The organism is Prevotella sp. oral taxon 299 str. F0039 (assembly GCF_000163055.2).
Lineage (GTDB): Bacteria > Bacteroidota > Bacteroidia > Bacteroidales > Bacteroidaceae > Prevotella.
The window spans coordinates 671,021-687,199 of sequence record NC_022111.1; the positions used below are offsets into that span (position 1 = coordinate 671,021).

Annotated in this window: 18 protein-coding genes and 3 tRNA genes; 20 read left to right on the top strand and 1 reads right to left on the bottom strand. The window is 34.6% G+C overall.

The genetic code is table 11. The features are described 5' to 3' along the window. The first annotated feature begins 23 nt into the window (after nucleotides 1-23). The 9 genes from HMPREF0669_RS05720 to HMPREF0669_RS05760 all read left to right on the top strand — a co-directional run bounded on the left by HMPREF0669_RS05720 (nucleotide 24) and on the right by HMPREF0669_RS05760 (nucleotide 7,593). Nucleotides 24-359 (top strand): DNA-directed RNA polymerase subunit omega, encoded by a 336-nt coding sequence (locus tag HMPREF0669_RS05720; RefSeq protein WP_009227576.1) that lies wholly within the window; start codon nucleotides 24-26, stop codon nucleotides 357-359. Then, on the top strand, nucleotides 359-817 hold the full coding sequence (locus HMPREF0669_RS05725) for a DUF4293 domain-containing protein (RefSeq protein WP_009227577.1): 459 nt from the start codon (nucleotides 359-361) through the stop codon (nucleotides 815-817). The genes HMPREF0669_RS05720 and HMPREF0669_RS05725 overlap by 1 nt, the downstream gene beginning before the upstream one ends. 228 nt (nucleotides 818-1,045) lie before the next feature. Continuing rightward, nucleotides 1,046-1,663 (top strand): recombination mediator RecR, encoded by a 618-nt coding sequence (gene recR, locus HMPREF0669_RS05730; RefSeq protein ID WP_009227578.1) that lies wholly within the window; start codon nucleotides 1,046-1,048, stop codon nucleotides 1,661-1,663. An 11-nt stretch (nucleotides 1,664-1,674) separates the two neighbouring features. Continuing rightward, on the top strand, nucleotides 1,675-2,115 hold the full coding sequence (locus HMPREF0669_RS05735; RefSeq protein ID WP_009227579.1) for a hypothetical protein: 441 nt from the start codon (nucleotides 1,675-1,677) through the stop codon (nucleotides 2,113-2,115). 9 nt (nucleotides 2,116-2,124) lie between these two features. Continuing rightward, nucleotides 2,125-3,318, top strand: a complete 1,194-nt coding sequence (locus HMPREF0669_RS05740) for a glycosyltransferase family 2 protein (RefSeq protein ID WP_009227580.1) — start codon at nucleotides 2,125-2,127, stop codon at nucleotides 3,316-3,318. Further along, entirely contained in the window at nucleotides 3,318-3,836 is a 519-nt protein-coding gene (locus HMPREF0669_RS05745; protein WP_009227581.1) for a GNAT family N-acetyltransferase, read from the top strand. Before HMPREF0669_RS05740 ends, HMPREF0669_RS05745 begins: the two co-directional genes overlap by 1 nt. Nucleotides 3,837-3,844: 8 nt before the next feature. Further along, nucleotides 3,845-5,314 carry a replicative DNA helicase gene (gene dnaB, locus HMPREF0669_RS05750; protein ID WP_009227582.1) on the top strand — a complete coding sequence of 490 codons (1,470 nt, stop codon included), beginning with the start codon at nucleotides 3,845-3,847 and terminating at the stop codon, nucleotides 5,312-5,314. A gap of 43 nt (nucleotides 5,315-5,357) precedes the next feature. Beyond that, nucleotides 5,358-6,053, top strand: a complete 696-nt coding sequence (locus HMPREF0669_RS05755; RefSeq protein WP_009227583.1) for a lipopolysaccharide assembly protein LapB — start codon at nucleotides 5,358-5,360, stop codon at nucleotides 6,051-6,053. A gap of 28 nt (nucleotides 6,054-6,081) precedes the next feature. Further along, a complete protein-coding gene (locus HMPREF0669_RS05760; RefSeq protein ID WP_009227584.1) occupies nucleotides 6,082-7,593 on the top strand; it encodes a glycoside hydrolase family 10 protein in 1,512 nt (503 codons plus the stop codon). Between the two features lie 2 nt (nucleotides 7,594-7,595). On the opposite strand, the gene HMPREF0669_RS05765 is transcribed toward HMPREF0669_RS05760, so the two are convergent. After that, nucleotides 7,596-8,042, bottom strand: a complete 447-nt coding sequence (locus HMPREF0669_RS05765) for a hypothetical protein (RefSeq protein WP_009227585.1) — start codon at nucleotides 8,040-8,042, stop codon at nucleotides 7,596-7,598. 379 nt (nucleotides 8,043-8,421) lie between these two features. Between HMPREF0669_RS05765 and ftsY the strand changes: the two genes are divergently transcribed. From ftsY to HMPREF0669_RS05820, 11 genes are all read left to right on the top strand, one after another. Then, nucleotides 8,422-9,381, top strand: a complete 960-nt coding sequence (gene ftsY / locus HMPREF0669_RS05770) for a signal recognition particle-docking protein FtsY (RefSeq protein WP_009227586.1) — start codon at nucleotides 8,422-8,424, stop codon at nucleotides 9,379-9,381. 73 nt (nucleotides 9,382-9,454) lie between these two features. Further along, complete coding sequence (gene rimO / locus HMPREF0669_RS05775) at nucleotides 9,455-10,750, top strand: 30S ribosomal protein S12 methylthiotransferase RimO (RefSeq protein ID WP_009227587.1); 1,296 nt, start codon at nucleotides 9,455-9,457, stop codon at nucleotides 10,748-10,750. Between the two features lie 4 nt (nucleotides 10,751-10,754). After that, on the top strand, nucleotides 10,755-11,048 hold the full coding sequence (locus HMPREF0669_RS05780) for an HU family DNA-binding protein (protein ID WP_009227588.1): 294 nt from the start codon (nucleotides 10,755-10,757) through the stop codon (nucleotides 11,046-11,048). After that, a complete protein-coding gene (locus HMPREF0669_RS05785; RefSeq protein WP_009227589.1) occupies nucleotides 11,041-12,417 on the top strand; it encodes an HU family DNA-binding protein in 1,377 nt (458 codons plus the stop codon). The genes HMPREF0669_RS05780 and HMPREF0669_RS05785 overlap by 8 nt, the downstream gene beginning before the upstream one ends. Nucleotides 12,418-12,758: 341 nt before the next feature. After that, nucleotides 12,759-12,831 (top strand) — tRNA-Gly (locus HMPREF0669_RS05790). Nucleotides 12,832-12,963: 132 nt separating this feature from the next. Further along, nucleotides 12,964-13,047 (top strand) — tRNA-Leu (locus HMPREF0669_RS05795). Nucleotides 13,048-13,068: 21 nt separating this feature from the next. Next, nucleotides 13,069-13,141, top strand: a tRNA-Gly gene (locus tag HMPREF0669_RS05800). 38 nt (nucleotides 13,142-13,179) lie between these two features. Beyond that, nucleotides 13,180-13,734 (top strand): hypothetical protein, encoded by a 555-nt coding sequence (locus HMPREF0669_RS05805; protein WP_009227590.1) that lies wholly within the window; start codon nucleotides 13,180-13,182, stop codon nucleotides 13,732-13,734. Nucleotides 13,735-13,771: 37 nt separating this feature from the next. Then, on the top strand, nucleotides 13,772-14,191 hold the full coding sequence (locus HMPREF0669_RS05810; RefSeq protein ID WP_009227591.1) for a single-stranded DNA-binding protein: 420 nt from the start codon (nucleotides 13,772-13,774) through the stop codon (nucleotides 14,189-14,191). Nucleotides 14,192-14,235: 44 nt separating this feature from the next. After that, on the top strand, nucleotides 14,236-15,564 hold the full coding sequence (gldE, locus tag HMPREF0669_RS05815) for a gliding motility-associated protein GldE (protein WP_020967230.1): 1,329 nt from the start codon (nucleotides 14,236-14,238) through the stop codon (nucleotides 15,562-15,564). 21 nt (nucleotides 15,565-15,585) lie between these two features. Beyond that, the gene (locus tag HMPREF0669_RS05820) at nucleotides 15,586-16,179 is read left to right on the top strand and encodes a 4'-phosphopantetheinyl transferase superfamily protein (RefSeq protein WP_009227593.1); all 594 of its coding nucleotides are present in this window, start codon (nucleotides 15,586-15,588) and stop codon (nucleotides 16,177-16,179) included.

Here is a 16,179-nt window from a genome sequence, read left to right on the forward strand (position 1 = left end):
AATAGAAATAAAGAATTATCATTATGGATTTTAAAAGAACAAAGGCACCAACAAACACAGTAACAAGAAATATTCTAGATTTGTGTGAAGAGACAGGAAACATTTATGAGAGCGTTTCTATCATCTCAAAACGTGCTAATCAAATATCTGTAGAGATTAAACAAGAGCTCAATAAGAAGCTTGCAGAGTTTGCTTCTTATAACGATTCACTTGAAGAAGTGTTTGAAAATCGTGAGCAAATAGAAATCTCTCGTTATTATGAAAAGTTACCAAAGCCAACTCTTTTGGCTACACAAGAGTTTGTTGAGGGTAATATCTATTTCCGTGATCCTTCGAAAGAAGAAGTTGAAAGAATATAATGATACAGCGAATTCAGACAATATACATCTGTATTGCGGTTGTTCTTGGAATATTATCAATCATCTTTCCAATTGCTTATTTACTCAATACGGGAATGGGATTAGGTCATACTCTATTTAACTTTTGGTTAAAAGACAACGCAAATGGCATCGTTGGTTTCACAGTTATACCATTATTTATACTGCAAGTAACAACAATCCCAGTTGGACTTTATAGTATCTTTAAATACAACAATCGTCCTTTTCAGGCTCGTTTATGTCTTTTAAATATATTATTATTGGTATTATGGTATACATTCCTAGGCTATTTTGTGTGGGCAATGAAACCAAATAACGAACAATTCCAGCCCTTGTTGGCTGTATCTTTTCCACTAATAGAAATCATTTTGTATTCCATTGCTAGAAAAGCAATATGGAAAGATGAGAAATTAGTTCGTTCAGCGAATAGAATAAGGTAAAAATTACGGGTAAAATAATCTCAAAAGATGGATTTTATAATATGTTTTTATAAATCCATCTTTTTCTATTAACAAAAGAGTTATTTTTCAAATAAGTCAGAACAGCAATTTACTAGAAGTTTAAAAGGATTTCTTTTGCTCTCTAATAACATTTCCTTTTATAGGTCAATAGTAATGCTTTTACATAGTAATATCAATGTTTTTATAAAGTAATATCAATCATATAGAATGGCAATAAATCAGCAATATCCTTCGTTATTATTAGAAAAGGCAGTAGGAGAGTTGTCTAAACTCCCAGGAGTAGGACGCAAAACAGCATTGCGTTTGGCGCTTCATTTATTGCGACAGAATGAAAGCGAGGTAGAAACTTTTTCGTCTTCAATACTTAAAATGAAGCAAGAAATAAAACATTGCAACTGTTGTCATAATGTTTCTGATACAGAAATATGTCCTATTTGTGCTGATGCTCGTCGTGATTCAACTGTTGTTTGCGTTGTAGAAAATATTCAAGATGTGATGGCAATAGAGAATACTCAGCAGTATAATGGCTTATATCATGTTCTAGGAGGTGTTATCTCGCCGATGGATGGCATTGGACCTGCAGATATAGAGATTGACTCTTTAGTAGAAAGAGTGTCGCAAGGTGGAGTGAAAGAGATTATTTTTGCCCTTGGAAGTACAATGGAAGGGGACACAACCAATTTCTATATATCAAAGCGTTTGGCAAGTTATGGAGTATTGTTAACCGTTATTGCACGAGGAATATCTGTGGGCAATGAATTAGAGTACACCGATGAAGTGACCTTAGGACGCTCAATTTTAAATAGAACTCCATTTGATAAATAATACCAATAGCAATGAAAAAGAAAAATTTTTATTTAACTATTCTGTTTTATAGCAACATACTTATAGCATTAGTTCTTTTTATACTTTTCGAAAGTAATGTCCTTCTTGAAGGTGATTGGACAGAACAACCTATGACAGAGTTTGTGGTAACCTACACAATGGAGCTGTTGTCTATTGTATTTGTGTGGTTAAGTTTGAGATTATTGAAATTCAATCAAATTCAAAAATGGTTGTTTTCTGATAGTGAAAAGATAGAATCGAGATACTTCTTACTTGCTTTAAGTCGTATTCTTGCTATTGGGTTACCTCTTATTTTGAATGTCCTTTTCTATTATTTATTCATCAATACAACTTTTGCTGGATTGTCGGCCATTCATCTTTTGGCACTAATATTTGTCTTTCCATCGAAAGATAGATTTCAAAATGATACCACTTTATCAAACAATAACTAATCGTTTGTCGTGAAAAAGCTATCTGTAATTATTGTAAATTATAATGTAAAGCACTATTTGGAGCAGTGCTTAAATGCTCTTTTAAAGGCTTTATCCAATATAGATGCAGAGGTTTTTGTTGTAGATAATCATTCAAGTGATGACTCTGTGCAATACTTAACTCCTCGTTTTCCTAGTGTCTATTTTATCAGTAGTAAGCATAATCTAGGTTTCTCTAGAGGTAATAATTTGGCAATAGAAAAGAGTTCGGGCGAGTATGTTTTGTTACTTAATCCCGATACCATTGTTACAGAGAACTCAATTGCCGACGTTTTGCAATTTATGGATAGCCATACTAAGGCTGGAGGAGTGGGAGTTCGTATGCTAAAAAGTGATGGAACTTATGCATTAGAGTCACGTAGAGGCTTGCCAACTCCATTGACTGCATTTTATAAAATGAGTGGACTTTGCGCTAAATATCCTACTCATAAGAAGTTTGGGAAATACTATATGGCTTATCTTTCGTGGGATAAACCTGAACAAATAGAGGTAATGAGTGGGGCTTTTTGTATGCTTCGCCGATCATCACTCGATAAAGTAGGCTTGCTAGATCAAGACTTTTTCATGTATGGAGAAGATATAGACCTATCTTATCGCTTATTAAAAGGAGGATACGAGAACTGGTATTATCCTACTGATATATTGCATTATAAAGGAGAAAGTACCCAAAAAACATCGTTTAAGTATGTTCATGTATTCTATGAAGCTATGCTTATTTTCTTCAAAAAGCATTATGGTGGTAGCTCGTTCTTCTTCTCTTTCCCAATAAAGGTTGCTATTTACTCAAAAGCTTTCATTGCTTTGATGGGTATGCAGATTTATAATATTAAGAAAAATCTAGGTTTATTAAGAATAAAACCTCGCAAACGAGACCTCTATATAATAATAGGTGAAAAAGAGATGATTAGCAAATGCAGTGCCAAGGCTCAGCAATATGATTTAGACATACAAACTATTGAGGGAAATGAGCAGTCACTTCCTAATGGGCATGCGCATCTTTCGTTTCCTAATAATCAAGCTATTTATATTGTTTACGATGTCAATGCATACTCTTATCAACATATTCTAGATCTATTTAAGCAGAATTCAGCTGAAAATGTATCATTAGGAACTTATGATAAACGTTCTGATGTAATAATAACTCAAGAAGATGTTTTTGTGTAATGAATAAAGACAATAAACCAAAAGTTCTTCTTAGAGCTTTAGAACCCGAAGATTTAGATTTGCTATATGGTATAGAAAACAACCCAGAAGTGTGGAATGTTAGTCCTACTAATGTTCCTTATTCACGCTATGTGTTGCACAACTATCTTGCAAATGCAGTGAATGATATCTATGTTGATAAGCAAGTGCGCTTTGTTCTCGATGCAGATAAAGAGCAATGTGTAGGACTTCTTGATGTTGTTCATTTCGAACCCAAGCACAGAAGGGCAGAGGTGAGTATTGTTTTGCGTAAAGAATTTAGGAAAAAAGGCTTAGCTCAAAGTGCTCTTTTTCAGCTTTTAGATTATTCCTTGCATGTATTGCATCTCCATCAGTTATATGCAGTGGTACCAAAAGCAAATCAAGCGTCTATCAATCTATTTACTAGAGTAGGCTTTAAGATAAATGCAGAACTCAAAGATTGGTTATTTGATGGCGAATATTATGAAAATGCTTTATTAATGTATTATATACTTTAAATCATAAGATGGTAAAAAAAATAGATAATCAGTACGGACACTTGCAACCCCAGGCCTTAGAGCTAGAAAGAGTAGTACTAGGAGCATTGATGATAGACAAAGATGCCTTTTCTTTGGTGTCAGAATCATTGCGTCCAGAAACGTTTTATGAACCCAAACATCAAAAGATTTATCGAGCTATTCAGTCGTTAAGTATGAACGAACGACCAGTCGATATAATGACAGTTGCGGAGGAATTGAAGCGTGAAGGAACTCTTGAAGACGTGGGGGGGCAAGGCTATATTCTTGAGCTTAGTTCGCAAGTTGCGTCTTCTGCACACATAGAATATCACGCTCAGATATTAAGTCAGAAGTTTCTTGCACGTCAGTTGATATCTTTTGCTAGTGTTATTGAAACTAAAGCTTTTGATGAAACCATTGATGTTGATTCATTGATGCAAGAAGCAGAAGGGTCGCTTTTTGAGATTTCGCAAAAGAATATGCGCCAAGATTATACACAGATCGACCCTGTTTTGCACGAAGCTATTGGCATATTGCAGAAGGCATCGGAGAATTCTGGAGGCTTAACAGGTATTCCTACGGGTTATACAGACTTGGATAAGATGACCAGTGGGTGGCAAAAATCAGACTTAGTAATCATCGCTGGACGTCCAGCCATGGGTAAAACGTCGTTTGCTTTGTCGTTAGCTAAAAATATCTCGGTTGATTTTAATGAGCCAATTGCTTTCTTTTCTCTGGAAATGGATAACGTTCAGCTGGTAAACCGCTTATTATCTAATGTGTGCGAGATACCTGGTAGCAAGATTCTTAATGGACAGTTGTCGTCTGATGAGTGGGGAAGATTAGATCAAAATATCAGAAAATTGGAAGGAGCACCTATCTATTTAGATGATACTGCTGGTCTTTCTGTATTTGAACTGCGTACTAAGGCACGTCGACTTGTTAGAGAAAAAGGAGTGAAACTCATTATGATCGACTACTTACAGCTTATGAATGCGAATGGAATGAAGTTCGGAAGCAGACAAGAAGAGGTATCAACTATCTCACGTTCCTTAAAAGGTTTGGCCAAAGAGCTACGTATTCCCATCATCGCTTTATCCCAACTAAGTCGTAATGTAGAAGGAAGAGAGGGTATTGAAGGTAAGCGACCTTTGCTTAGTGATTTACGAGAATCGGGTGCCATTGAGCAAGATGCCGACATGGTTTTGTTTGTTCATAGACCCGAATATTATAGAATTTTTGAAGATGAACAGCATCGAGATTTACGTGGAATGGCTCAAATTATCGTAGCAAAGCATCGAAAAGGTGCTACAGGTGATGTACTATTGCGATTTAGGGGTGAGTTTACTCGGTTCCAAAATCCTGATGAAACCGACCTCGTTCCATTTGAATCTGAAGGCGGAAACACTTTCTCTGATTCGAAAATGAATATTGAGAATATGCCAATAGGAGAGATATCGAATGTCGATAGCTTCTAAATAAACTGACAAGTTGTGAATATTTATTTTAAATAGATAACGGATGAAGAGAATTATATATTTTGTTTTGCTTTTATTGCTTTCAACAAATGCCTTTAGTCAGTCAAAAGAGCAATTGAAAGACAGCTTAGCTGTAATAACAACTCAACTAAAAGTTTATCCCTCTTCAATATATTTACTATTGAAAAAGGCAGGATATAACATGCAATTAGAGAACTGGCAAAATGCAATAGATGCCTATTCAGATATTTTAAAGCAACAACCACGCAACCAAACAGCTCTTTATTTTAGAGCATATTTATACGAGAAGACCAGTCGTTTGAATCTTTCTAGAACAGATTATGAGACTTTGTTAAAAGTATATCCAAATCATTTTGAAGGTCGTTTGGGTTTAGCTTTATTGAATAATAAGACCAGTCACACTATAGAAGCAATGGATATTCTAAATCAACTCATTGAAGCTTATCCCGATAGTGCCATTACTTATGCAATAAGAGCAGGATTTGAAGAGGAGAAACATCAATATGAATTGGCAGAATATGACTTTTCACAGGCAGAAAAACGAGCACCTTCTAATATCAATTATAGTTTAGGTAGAGTAGAGATGCTTATCAATCAAGAAAAATATGCCGAGGCATTAGAGCATTTAAACACGCTTTCTAATAGTAAAGTGCCTAGAGTGAAGCTTGAATATTACTATCGTTTATGTGCTAATCATAATAAAAAGAAAAAGAAATAAACAATCAATTAGATAACAAGAAATAACTATGTTAAAGAGAAAAGGTCTATATACCTTATTAATAAGTATGTTTCTTTGGGCAAGTTCTACTGCAACTGATGCTGCAGTAATAAAGAAAAGAGAGTTCAGAGGAGCATGGATTCAGGCAGTAAATGGTCAGTTTCAGGGTATGAGTAAAAGCGAAATGCAACGTGTTTTGACCTATCAATTAAACGAATTATATCGAGATGGAGTGAATGCAATTATTTTTCAGGTTCGTCCCGAGTGTGATGCTTTGTATCAAAGTCAATACGAACCATGGAGTAAATTCCTCTCTGGACAACAAGGTTTAGCTCCAAATCCATACTGGGATCCACTAGCTTGGATGATAGAAGAATGTCATAAGCGAGGAATGGAGTTGCATGCTTGGATCAATCCGTTTAGAGCTAAAACCGCAGGAACAAAGGAATTATCGAACAATCACGTTGCACTTAAATATCCAAATCGTGTGTTTAGCTATAACGGACAATTGATTTTGAATCCAGCTCTTGCAGAAAATAGAGTGTATATTTGTAAAGTTGTAAACGACATTGTGCGCCGTTATGATGTAGACGGATTGCATATTGATGATTATTTCTATCCTTATCCAGTTGCAGGATTCACTATTGACGATGATAGAGAGTTCAGACAAAACAACAATGGTATAAACAATAAAGGTGATTGGCGAAGAGATAATGTTAATATCTTTATTAAACAATTGTCTGATTCTATTCATAGTGCAAAGCCATGGGTGAAGTTTGGTATCTCACCTTTTGGTATTTATCGCAACAAAAAGAGTGCACCTCAAATAGGAAGTGACACCAATGGTTTACAAAACTATGACGATTTGTATGCTGATGTCTTGTTATGGGTGAATAATGGTTGGGTTGATTATTGTGTACCTCAATTGTATTGGCAGATAGGAAACAAAGCTGCTGACTACGAAACGCTTATAAAGTGGTGGAATAAATATGCTTCAAATCGTCCTTTATACATCGGAGAAGATATTGAAAGAACAGTGAAGTATCAAGATCTTAACAATCCTTCGCAAAACCAAATGCCTGCAAAATATGCATTGCAAAATAGAATGGAGAACGTTCAAGGTGTGGTGTTATGGTATGCAAAGACTGCTGTAGACAATATAGGAAACTATGGAACCAACCTAAGAACAAACTATTGGCGTTATCCAAGTCTTCAACCTCGTATGCCATTTATTGACGATAAGGCTCCTAGAAAGCCTAAAAGCTTAAAGAAAGTGTGGACCGAAGATGGGTATATGTTATTTTGGAAAGAACCAAAAGGAAATCGTTGGGACGATATAGCTCATAAATATGTGGTGTATAAGTTCGATTATGATGAAGAAATAAACATCAATGATGCTTCTAAGATTGTAGAGATTACATCGAAAACTTACACAAAGTTGCCTTATGACGATGGCACAAAGAAAATGAAATACGTTGTTACTGCATTAGATAGAATGAGTAATGAAAGTAAGATATCAAAGAAAAAGGTTAAGCTTTAAGCTTAACCTTTTTCTTTTAATAAATCAGTTAGGAATGAATCTAAATCCTCTTTGAGACCTTCCATTAAATCTCCGCCTATAATAATGGTGTCATCATCAGCAATATATAGTTCAGATAAATCTTCTTTCTCTTCGTTCTGAAGAACGATACTGAATGGTTTCAAAATACCCATATTATCTATTATGGCTTGATTTGCTCTGAGAATATCTCGTAAAAGGGGAGTTATATGGTGATAAAATTTCTCATCTTTATTATCAATCCACTCTTCAACAACACATCTTGTTATCTCTCTATCGTTATCGTCATAAGCAATAAGATCGCCAGATTCTTGTGAAACAAACAAATGAACATCGGTAATGATTGAAGGTTCATTTGTAGTTGGAAATTGTTGTGCTATCTTGTGAAGGGCACGTTCAATTTGTTGAATAGTTAGATTTGATGTATTCATGTTACAAAACTTTTATCTTTCTTATTGCAAACTTACATAATTTATTTGGAATAATGAAGCTTTAAGATAGAAATATTTGGCATAAGAAGAATATGAAGGCGTAATTAGTTCCTTTATTGTTTCTTCTATGTAAACAGACAAATTAGTTTTGAATCTTTGGATAAAAGGTAAACCTTTTTATTCTAAGATTAAACTTTATGTATTATTCAATTTTTACATCATTTTTGCGTATCTTTGCAAAACATTATAATGTTCTACTAGATGCTTAAGATAAAGTTGAAACATTGGCTTTAGTAAAAGCAAAAATAAGAATTTTAGCATTACTCATAAGAGTTATAGCTAAAGAAGAAATAAAACTGTAATAAAGAAGGGATAAGTTATGGGTATATTTGGATTTTTTAATAAGAATAAAAAAGAAACATTAGATAAAGGATTAGAGAAAACCAAGCAAAGTGTTTTTGGTAAATTAGCAAAAGCAATCGTCGGAAAATCTAAGGTTGATGATGAAGTTCTTGATAGTTTAGAAGAGATTTTGATTTCTTCTGATGTAGGTGTTGATACCACTTTGAAAATCATTGAGCGTATAGAAGAGCGCATTGCACGAGATAAATATGTATCAACAAGCGAGCTAAATGGAATATTGCGTGAAGAAATTTCGGCTCTTTTAACAGAGAATAACACATTTGATAGCGACTCTTGGGATCTTCCTTCCGACCGAAAACCATACGTAATACTTGTAGTTGGCGTGAATGGCGTTGGTAAAACGACCACCATTGGTAAGCTAGCTTATCAATTTAAGAAGGCAGGGAAAAAAGTATATTTAGGTGCAGCAGACACTTTTAGAGCAGCGGCTGTTGAGCAAATATCTATTTGGGGAGACCGAGTTGGTGTGCCAGTTGTTAAACAACAGATGGGAGCAGACCCTGCTTCGGTAGCTTTCGATACACTATCTTCTGCCAAAGCAAATGATGCTGACGTGGTGTTAATAGACACAGCAGGTCGTTTGCACAATAAAGTTGGTCTGATGAACGAGTTGAAGAAGATTAAAGATGTGATGAAAAAAGTATTCCCAACAGCTCCTGATGAGGTACTATTGGTACTTGATGGATCTACAGGTCAAAACGCTTTTGAACAAGCAAAGCAGTTCTCTGCAGTGACACAAATCACCTCTTTGGCTATAACAAAACTCGATGGAACGGCCAAAGGTGGAGTGGTTATCGGTATATCAGATCAATTAAAGGTTCCTGTTAAGTATATCGGATTAGGCGAAGGTATGGAAAATCTACAACTTTTTAATAAAAAGCAGTTTGTTGATTCACTCTTTAATGAAAACCAATAATGTCTCTTTAGCTAAAGTGACATAGACAAAAACATTATACAACGTAAATTATTGTAGTTTAGGATAATAGTAAATGAAGAAGAATCAGATAGATATCGTAACTATGGGATGCTCGAAAAATCTTGTGGATAGCGAAACTTTAATGAAGCAATTCGAGGCAAATGGCTATCATTGCACGCATGATGCAAAGCGACCACAAGGTGAAATAGCAGTTATAAATACTTGCGGTTTCATTGAAAGTGCAAAAGAAGAAAGCATCAATACAATATTAGAATTTATACAAGCAAAAGAAGAAGGACGCCTTAATAAATTGTATGTAATGGGTTGTCTTTCGCAAAGATATAAAGATGAACTTGAAGCAGAGATGCCACAAGTAGATAAGTTTTATGGCAAGTTTAATTATAAACAACTGCTTGCAGATCTTGGCAAGTCATTTATACCGTCGTGCGATGGTCAAAGACACTTAACGACTCCACGTCATTATGCCTACCTTAAAATAAGTGAAGGCTGTAATAGACAATGTGCTTATTGTGCTATTCCTGCAATGACAGGTAAACATCAGAGCAGGAAGAAAGAAGACATTATCAACGAAGTGAAAGAACTCGTTGCGCAAGGAGTTAAAGAATTACAGATTATTGCCCAAGAGTTAACCTATTATGGGGTTGATTTAGATGGCAGAAGACAGGTTGCTGAGCTAATAGAAGCAATTGCAGATGTACCTGGAGTGCAGTGGATTCGTTTGCATTATGCTTATCCTAATGAGTTCCCACTCGAACTTTTAGATGTAATGCGACGCAAATCAAATGTTTGTAAGTACTTAGATATCGCCCTACAACATATTTCTGACCCTGTACTTGCAAAGATGAAACGCAATGTTTCGAAAGAAGAGACATTGAACTTGATAAAGAAAATACGTGAAGCAGTTCCTGGAATACACCTAAGAACCACTCTTATGGTAGGACACCCAGGTGAAACAAAAGAAGCTTTTCAAGAGCTTTTAGATTTTGTTCGTGAAACTCGTTTTGAGCGAATGGGTGCTTTTGCTTATTCAGAAGAAGAGGGAACGTATAGTGCTTGTCATTATGAAGATGAGATTTCTGCGGAAGAAAAGCAGAGAAGACTCGATGACTTGATGGCACTTCAGCAAGAGATTAGCTCTGAAATAGAAGAAGAAAAGGTCGGAAAAGTATTACTCACAGTCATTGATAGAAAGGAAGGAGACTACTATATCGGTAGAAGTGAGTTCTGTTCTCCTGAAGTGGACCCAGAAATACTTATTCCCGCAACTCGTCGCTTGCGTATAGGTACATTCTATAATGTAAAGATAACAAATAGTGATGCATTCGATTTATATGGAGAGATAGTGTAGAACAATGAATAATAAAGAGTTTATTACTGAATTATCAAGGCAGTTAGAATACACACAAGAACATACTCAAGGATGTATTCGCTGTGTCATTGATGCAATGTCAATGGCTTTTGACAATGGAGAAAGTGTGTCTGTGTCTGGCTTCGGAACATTTGAAGTGAAGAAAAGACTAGAACGAATAATGGTTAATCCATCAACAGGACAACGTATGATAGTTCCTCCTAAATTGGTTTTAAACTTCAAACCATCTGCATCTATTAAGGAAGAATTGAAGAAAGGAGGTTTAGCAGATGTCTAAAAACTTGTTTCTTATTGAAATGCTTACTTCTAAAATGGGTTTAGAAGTGGCAGAAGCAGAGACCTTTATCTCCGTCATGTTTAAGGTCGTAAATGAAGGCTTGAGAGAAGATAAGCTGGTAAAGATAAAAGGATTAGGCACTTTTAAGCTAACAAAGGTGAGTGCAAGAGAAAGTGTTGATGTGAATACAGGTGAGCGTATTGTTCTTGAAGGACGAGATAAAATCTCGTTTACTCCTGATAATTATATGCGAGACTTGGTAAATAGTCCATTTGCTCAATTCGAAACGGTTGTCCTTAATGATGGAGTTGACTTTTCTGCTATTGATGAAAAATATGTGTTAAATGAATTAGAAGATAATTCTTCACTCCTTTTGTTTAATGAAGATTCACTCGACCCGAGTGCTGATGAATCTAAAAATATTCTGTCTTCTATTGAAGAAGTAAAAGAAACATTGGCTCAATTTAATGAGATAGAAGAAGAAAAGACTGTAGATGATCCTATTTTAAGAACAGAGATAGAGACAAACAAATTATTAGTTGTGGAGCAAGAAGAAAGTAAGGAAGATGTTAAAGGGCAGGTGTCTGCACCCTTTTCTTTTCAACTTTCTCCGCAGCAGTTATCTGATTTGAATGCAATAGAAAGCAATTCTGGTAGCGAAGAAAAAGCAGAAGTTTCTGAAAATTCTTATGTTACAATTGAAAAAGACTCTCTTCCGTTTGAAGAAAAATCACAGCTCATTGTAAAAACAGAAGAAAAAGAAGAGAAGGGAACCAGCGAAGAAGACTCTGAAGAAGTGGAAGATATAGAAGAATCAACTTCTCGAAGTTATGTAAAGCCTTTGTTATTTTCCTTTCTACTCATTTTATGTTTAGCTGTTGGACTTGGTGTTGGATATTATTCTTTTCAGCATCAATCTAAAGAAATAGCAGTAACTCCATTGTCACAAACTACCAATAAGGTAGCTGTTCCTGCAAAGAAAACTATCAATCCTACTGAAGTTGTAGATAGCTCGCAAAAGAAACAGGCTGCAGCAATGGTAGATTCTATCACTAAAAAGAATACTCAAGCAGTGGTTGTTAAGACTGAAAAGCCTAAACTTAAAGAAGAAAAACCAGCTTTCAACTCAAAACAATATAACAGAGACCCTCGTGTTCGCACTGGTGCCTATATAATAATAGGTGTAGAAAAAGAGATAGAAGTAAAGTCTGGACAGACCTTATATTCGTTAAGTCAAAGATATTTGGGTCCAGATATGGAATGTTATGTTGAAGCCATTAATGGTAAAAAGAACTTTGAAGCAGGAGAAAAGATAAAAATTCCTATTTTAAAACTAAAGAAAAAGAAACATATAAAAAAGAAAGAATAGGATGGAATTTATCATTATACTATAGATATAAGAAATATCTTGTTATATAAGCTAATATTCTCATTGTAATCTTTACAAGAAGAATTCTTGTTTAGGATTAATATGCTATTTAAATTTTACCGGACAGCAAATAATCAATATATGTTCTGTTTATGGTAAGGATCGTATCCTTAGGATAGTACTCTTGGAGGATGTAAAACACATGTTTGTGCAACTGTTTTGCAATAGAAAAATAAAAGCCAAGTATTTAAAAAGAAAAAAGATAAAAAAATATTTGGTAGTTGAGAAAAATATTGTAATTTTGCATTTGCATTTGGAGAGATGCCTTTTAGAAGTAAAAAGCGGAAATAGCTCAGTTGGTAGAGCACAACCTTGCCAAGGTTGGGGTCGCGAGTTCGAGTCTCGTTTTCCGCTCTTTATTATATAAGAGTTATTTTTTTTGATGTGAAATTTAGAATTTTATAGAAAATACTTTTAACCTTTTATAGTATCAAGTGAAGGTATTTATTATAGATAGATTTTTTTGGATACATCAATGAATAAAATGGAGAGGTGGCGGAATTGGTAGACGCGCTACTTTGAGGGGGTAGTGAAAATTGTTTCGTGGGAGTTCGAGTCTCCTCCTCTTCACTTATTATTTTATTATTATTTGCGGAAATAGCTCAGTTGGTAGAGCACAACCTTGCCAAGGTTGGGGTCGCGAGTTCGAGTCTCGTTTTCCGCTCTTTATTTCTTAGTTTATTTTAGAGAAACATACATTCAATGAATTTATATTTGCGTTATTTCGATAATGAAACATTGGCGTACAATATCGAAGAAGCACTAGATTTTCTTTATTCAATACCAGAAATTGGTATGAACCAAGATATTGAAGCAGACATTCGTGAGTATGCTACAAACGATGTTTTTTACCCTAAACGTTATAAAGTCCGTCAGCGAGTCTATTTTATTGTTATAAAAACTACAGCGGCAACAATGATGGATTTTAAACAAAAAAAAGCTTTACACCCAATTCCTATGCCTGCTCCTGTTCAGGAACAGCGTGAAATGATGAATTCCGCAACAAGTAGAATAAATGAAATACGCGAAGGATGGTATGAAGGAGTATTAGATTTTAAACGTGTTGTTATGGTTCCTACAACAGGAAAGTTCGAATATAGAGATACACATTTTGTTGTTCAATGTAAAGCAATCTCTGGTTTAGATTGTTACAATCGTATTGTTGAGCATTTAAGAACAAGAGTTGATGGGCGTTCACAATTTCCATCAGCTAAAGGAAAGAATTTTACTTTTTCCTACTTAGGTATGTGGAAATAACTAATACTTTAATTCTTCATTTCAAAAATTATTACTTATGAATAAGATTATGTTAATAGGTAATGTAGGAAAGGAACCGGATGTACGCTATTTTGATGTTGATCAAGCTATTGCACAATTGTCTTTAGCAACGACAGAAAGAGGATATACATTGCCTAATGGAATAAAAGTTCCAGATAGAACCGATTGGCATAATGTAATATTTACCAAAGGTTTAGCTAAAATTGTTGAACGATTTGTTCATAAAGGTGATAGAATATATGTTGAAGGAAAAATTCGTTATCGTTCTTATGATGATCAACGAGGAGTTAGAAGAACTGTTCCTGAAATATATGTTGATAATATGGAGCTTTTAACTTCACGTCCACACTCGTCCGAAAGCGAGCTGAATGTGCCTCAAAAAACTGAAGAAACAAATACAATAACAGATACTTCTGATGCCAATATGCCCTTTTAGTGTGTATATTGGCATTTAACTATTAATATTAAAGATACTAAAACGTGGATTTTCTTTCGATAGAACAAGCATTATCAGATATTTCTTTTAATCCAATTTCTTTAGGAGTTGTCATTGCAATTCTTATCACTATTGTTTTACTTGGCTTGTCGGCATTTGCCAGTGCTTCTGAAATTGCCTATTTCAGCTTGTCTCCTTCTGACCTTTCTGAATTGTCAGAAGAACGCACAGAGCAAGATAAAGCTATCAATATGCTTCGAGATGATAGTGAAAGAACCCTAGCAACCATTCTGATAACCAATAACTTTGTAAATGTAACCATCATTATGTTATGTAATTATATATTCACTTCGTTGGTTTATTTTGGTGAAAAAGCTTATTGGTTACAATTCTTAATTGTTACAGTTTTATTGACCTTCTTACTTTTATTATTTGGAGAAATTATTCCAAAGGTATATAGTAGAGAGAATCCTTTAGCTTTTTGTCGTCGTTCGGTGAATGGCATATTATTCTTTAGACGTCTTTTTTGGGTATTTGAAACAATTCTTTTGCGTAGTGGTTTCTTAGCTTCTAAAGTGATTAAGAACGACCAACAAATGCTTAGTGTAGATGAGCTTGAACACGCTTTGGAGCTAACAGACAAGAATGATATAAAAGAAGAGCAGAAAATGCTACAAGGAATTGTGCGTTTTGGAGATGAAACAGTGCGAGAAGTGATGACCAGTCGTCAAGATATTGTTGCTTTAAATATCAATAGTTCTTTCTCAGATGTGTTGAAAAGCATTGTAGAGAACAATTATAGTAGAATTCCAGTTTATCAAAATAACGATGATAACATAAAGGGAGTTCTTTATATTAAAGACCTTCTTCCGCATCTTACTAAGCCTACAAGCTTTAAATGGCAGACCTTAATGCGCCCTCCTCACTTCGTTCCTGAAACGAAACGACTCGATGATATGATGAAAGATTTTAAAGAGAATAAGGTTCATATCGCCATTGTTGTTGATGAGTTTGGTGGAACAAGTGGTCTTATTACACTAGAAGATATACTTGAAGAAATTGTAGGAGAAATCAATGACGAATACGATGAAGAAGATACAAGTTATAGCAAGCTTAACTATAATACTTATGTATTTGATGGAAAGACACTTTTAAGTGATGTTACTAGAATTTTAGAGGTAGACGATGATTACTTTTCTGAAATTGAAGGAGATGCTGATAGCTTAGCAGGCTTATTGTTAGAGATAAAAGGTGACTTCCCAACTATGCACGAACGCATTGAATATCGTAACTTTATGTTTGAGATATTAAAGGTTGATGGACGCAGAATTAGTAAGGTGAAGATCACTATTTCTACAAATAATGATGCGTAATTACGTTATTCTTAATCTGTTATGCCATTATTATCTGTAGAAAAGATCAATCCTCATACCACTCTCTTGTTATGGAAAATTACAGAGACAGAGGAACAATTGAAAGGTCAGTTGCCTGAAAATGTTCTTAAGACAATTGTATATAAGAATTATAAAAGCAGTAGTCGACGCATTGAGGTAATGGCTACTTATGCCTTATTGCTCTCATTTCTTAAAATACCTTCTGTCGTAGTCCATCATAAAAGTAATGGCCAACCCTTGTTAGATGGTTTTTATATTAGTATAAGTCACACAAATGGTTATGCATGTGTATTGTTGAGTACTCAGAATATGGTTGCTATAGATATAGAATATCATAGTGATAGAATCGCAAGAATTCGCTCTAAGTTTCTAAGAAATGATGAACCCTTTAACTCCATAGATCAACTTCTTGTGATTTGGAGTGCAAAGGAAACTCTTTATAAGTATTTTTCTGCTGATGATTTGATGTTTAATGAGATGAAGGTTGAGAGTATATCAAAGTCTTCTTTAAGTATGATTAATCTTAAAACAAATGAGAAAAGAAAGGTATTTTATTCCTTAACATCTGATTATGTGCTAACTTATATCATATAA

Coding starts and splice junctions, on each gene's coding strand:
- rimO (WP_009227587.1), top strand. CDS start 9,455: ATGAAGAAGAATCAGATAGATATCGTAACTATGGGATGCTCGAAAAAT.
- HMPREF0669_RS05760 (WP_009227584.1), top strand. CDS start 6,082: ATGTTAAAGAGAAAAGGTCTATATACCTTATTAATAAGTATGTTTCTT.
- HMPREF0669_RS05780 (WP_009227588.1), top strand. CDS start 10,755: ATGAATAATAAAGAGTTTATTACTGAATTATCAAGGCAGTTAGAATAC.
- HMPREF0669_RS05720 (WP_009227576.1), top strand. CDS start 24: ATGGATTTTAAAAGAACAAAGGCACCAACAAACACAGTAACAAGAAAT.
- HMPREF0669_RS05755 (WP_009227583.1), top strand. CDS start 5,358: ATGAAGAGAATTATATATTTTGTTTTGCTTTTATTGCTTTCAACAAAT.
- dnaB (WP_009227582.1), top strand. CDS start 3,845: ATGGTAAAAAAAATAGATAATCAGTACGGACACTTGCAACCCCAGGCC.
- HMPREF0669_RS05785 (WP_009227589.1), top strand. CDS start 11,041: ATGTCTAAAAACTTGTTTCTTATTGAAATGCTTACTTCTAAAATGGGT.
- recR (WP_009227578.1), top strand. CDS start 1,046: ATGGCAATAAATCAGCAATATCCTTCGTTATTATTAGAAAAGGCAGTA.
- ftsY (WP_009227586.1), top strand. CDS start 8,422: ATGGGTATATTTGGATTTTTTAATAAGAATAAAAAAGAAACATTAGAT.
- HMPREF0669_RS05765 (WP_009227585.1), bottom strand. CDS start 8,042: ATGAATACATCAAATCTAACTATTCAACAAATTGAACGTGCCCTTCAC.
- HMPREF0669_RS05725 (WP_009227577.1), top strand. CDS start 359: ATGATACAGCGAATTCAGACAATATACATCTGTATTGCGGTTGTTCTT.
- HMPREF0669_RS05745 (WP_009227581.1), top strand. CDS start 3,318: ATGAATAAAGACAATAAACCAAAAGTTCTTCTTAGAGCTTTAGAACCC.
- HMPREF0669_RS05820 (WP_009227593.1), top strand. CDS start 15,586: ATGCCATTATTATCTGTAGAAAAGATCAATCCTCATACCACTCTCTTG.
- HMPREF0669_RS05805 (WP_009227590.1), top strand. CDS start 13,180: ATGAATTTATATTTGCGTTATTTCGATAATGAAACATTGGCGTACAAT.
- HMPREF0669_RS05735 (WP_009227579.1), top strand. CDS start 1,675: ATGAAAAAGAAAAATTTTTATTTAACTATTCTGTTTTATAGCAACATA.
- HMPREF0669_RS05810 (WP_009227591.1), top strand. CDS start 13,772: ATGAATAAGATTATGTTAATAGGTAATGTAGGAAAGGAACCGGATGTA.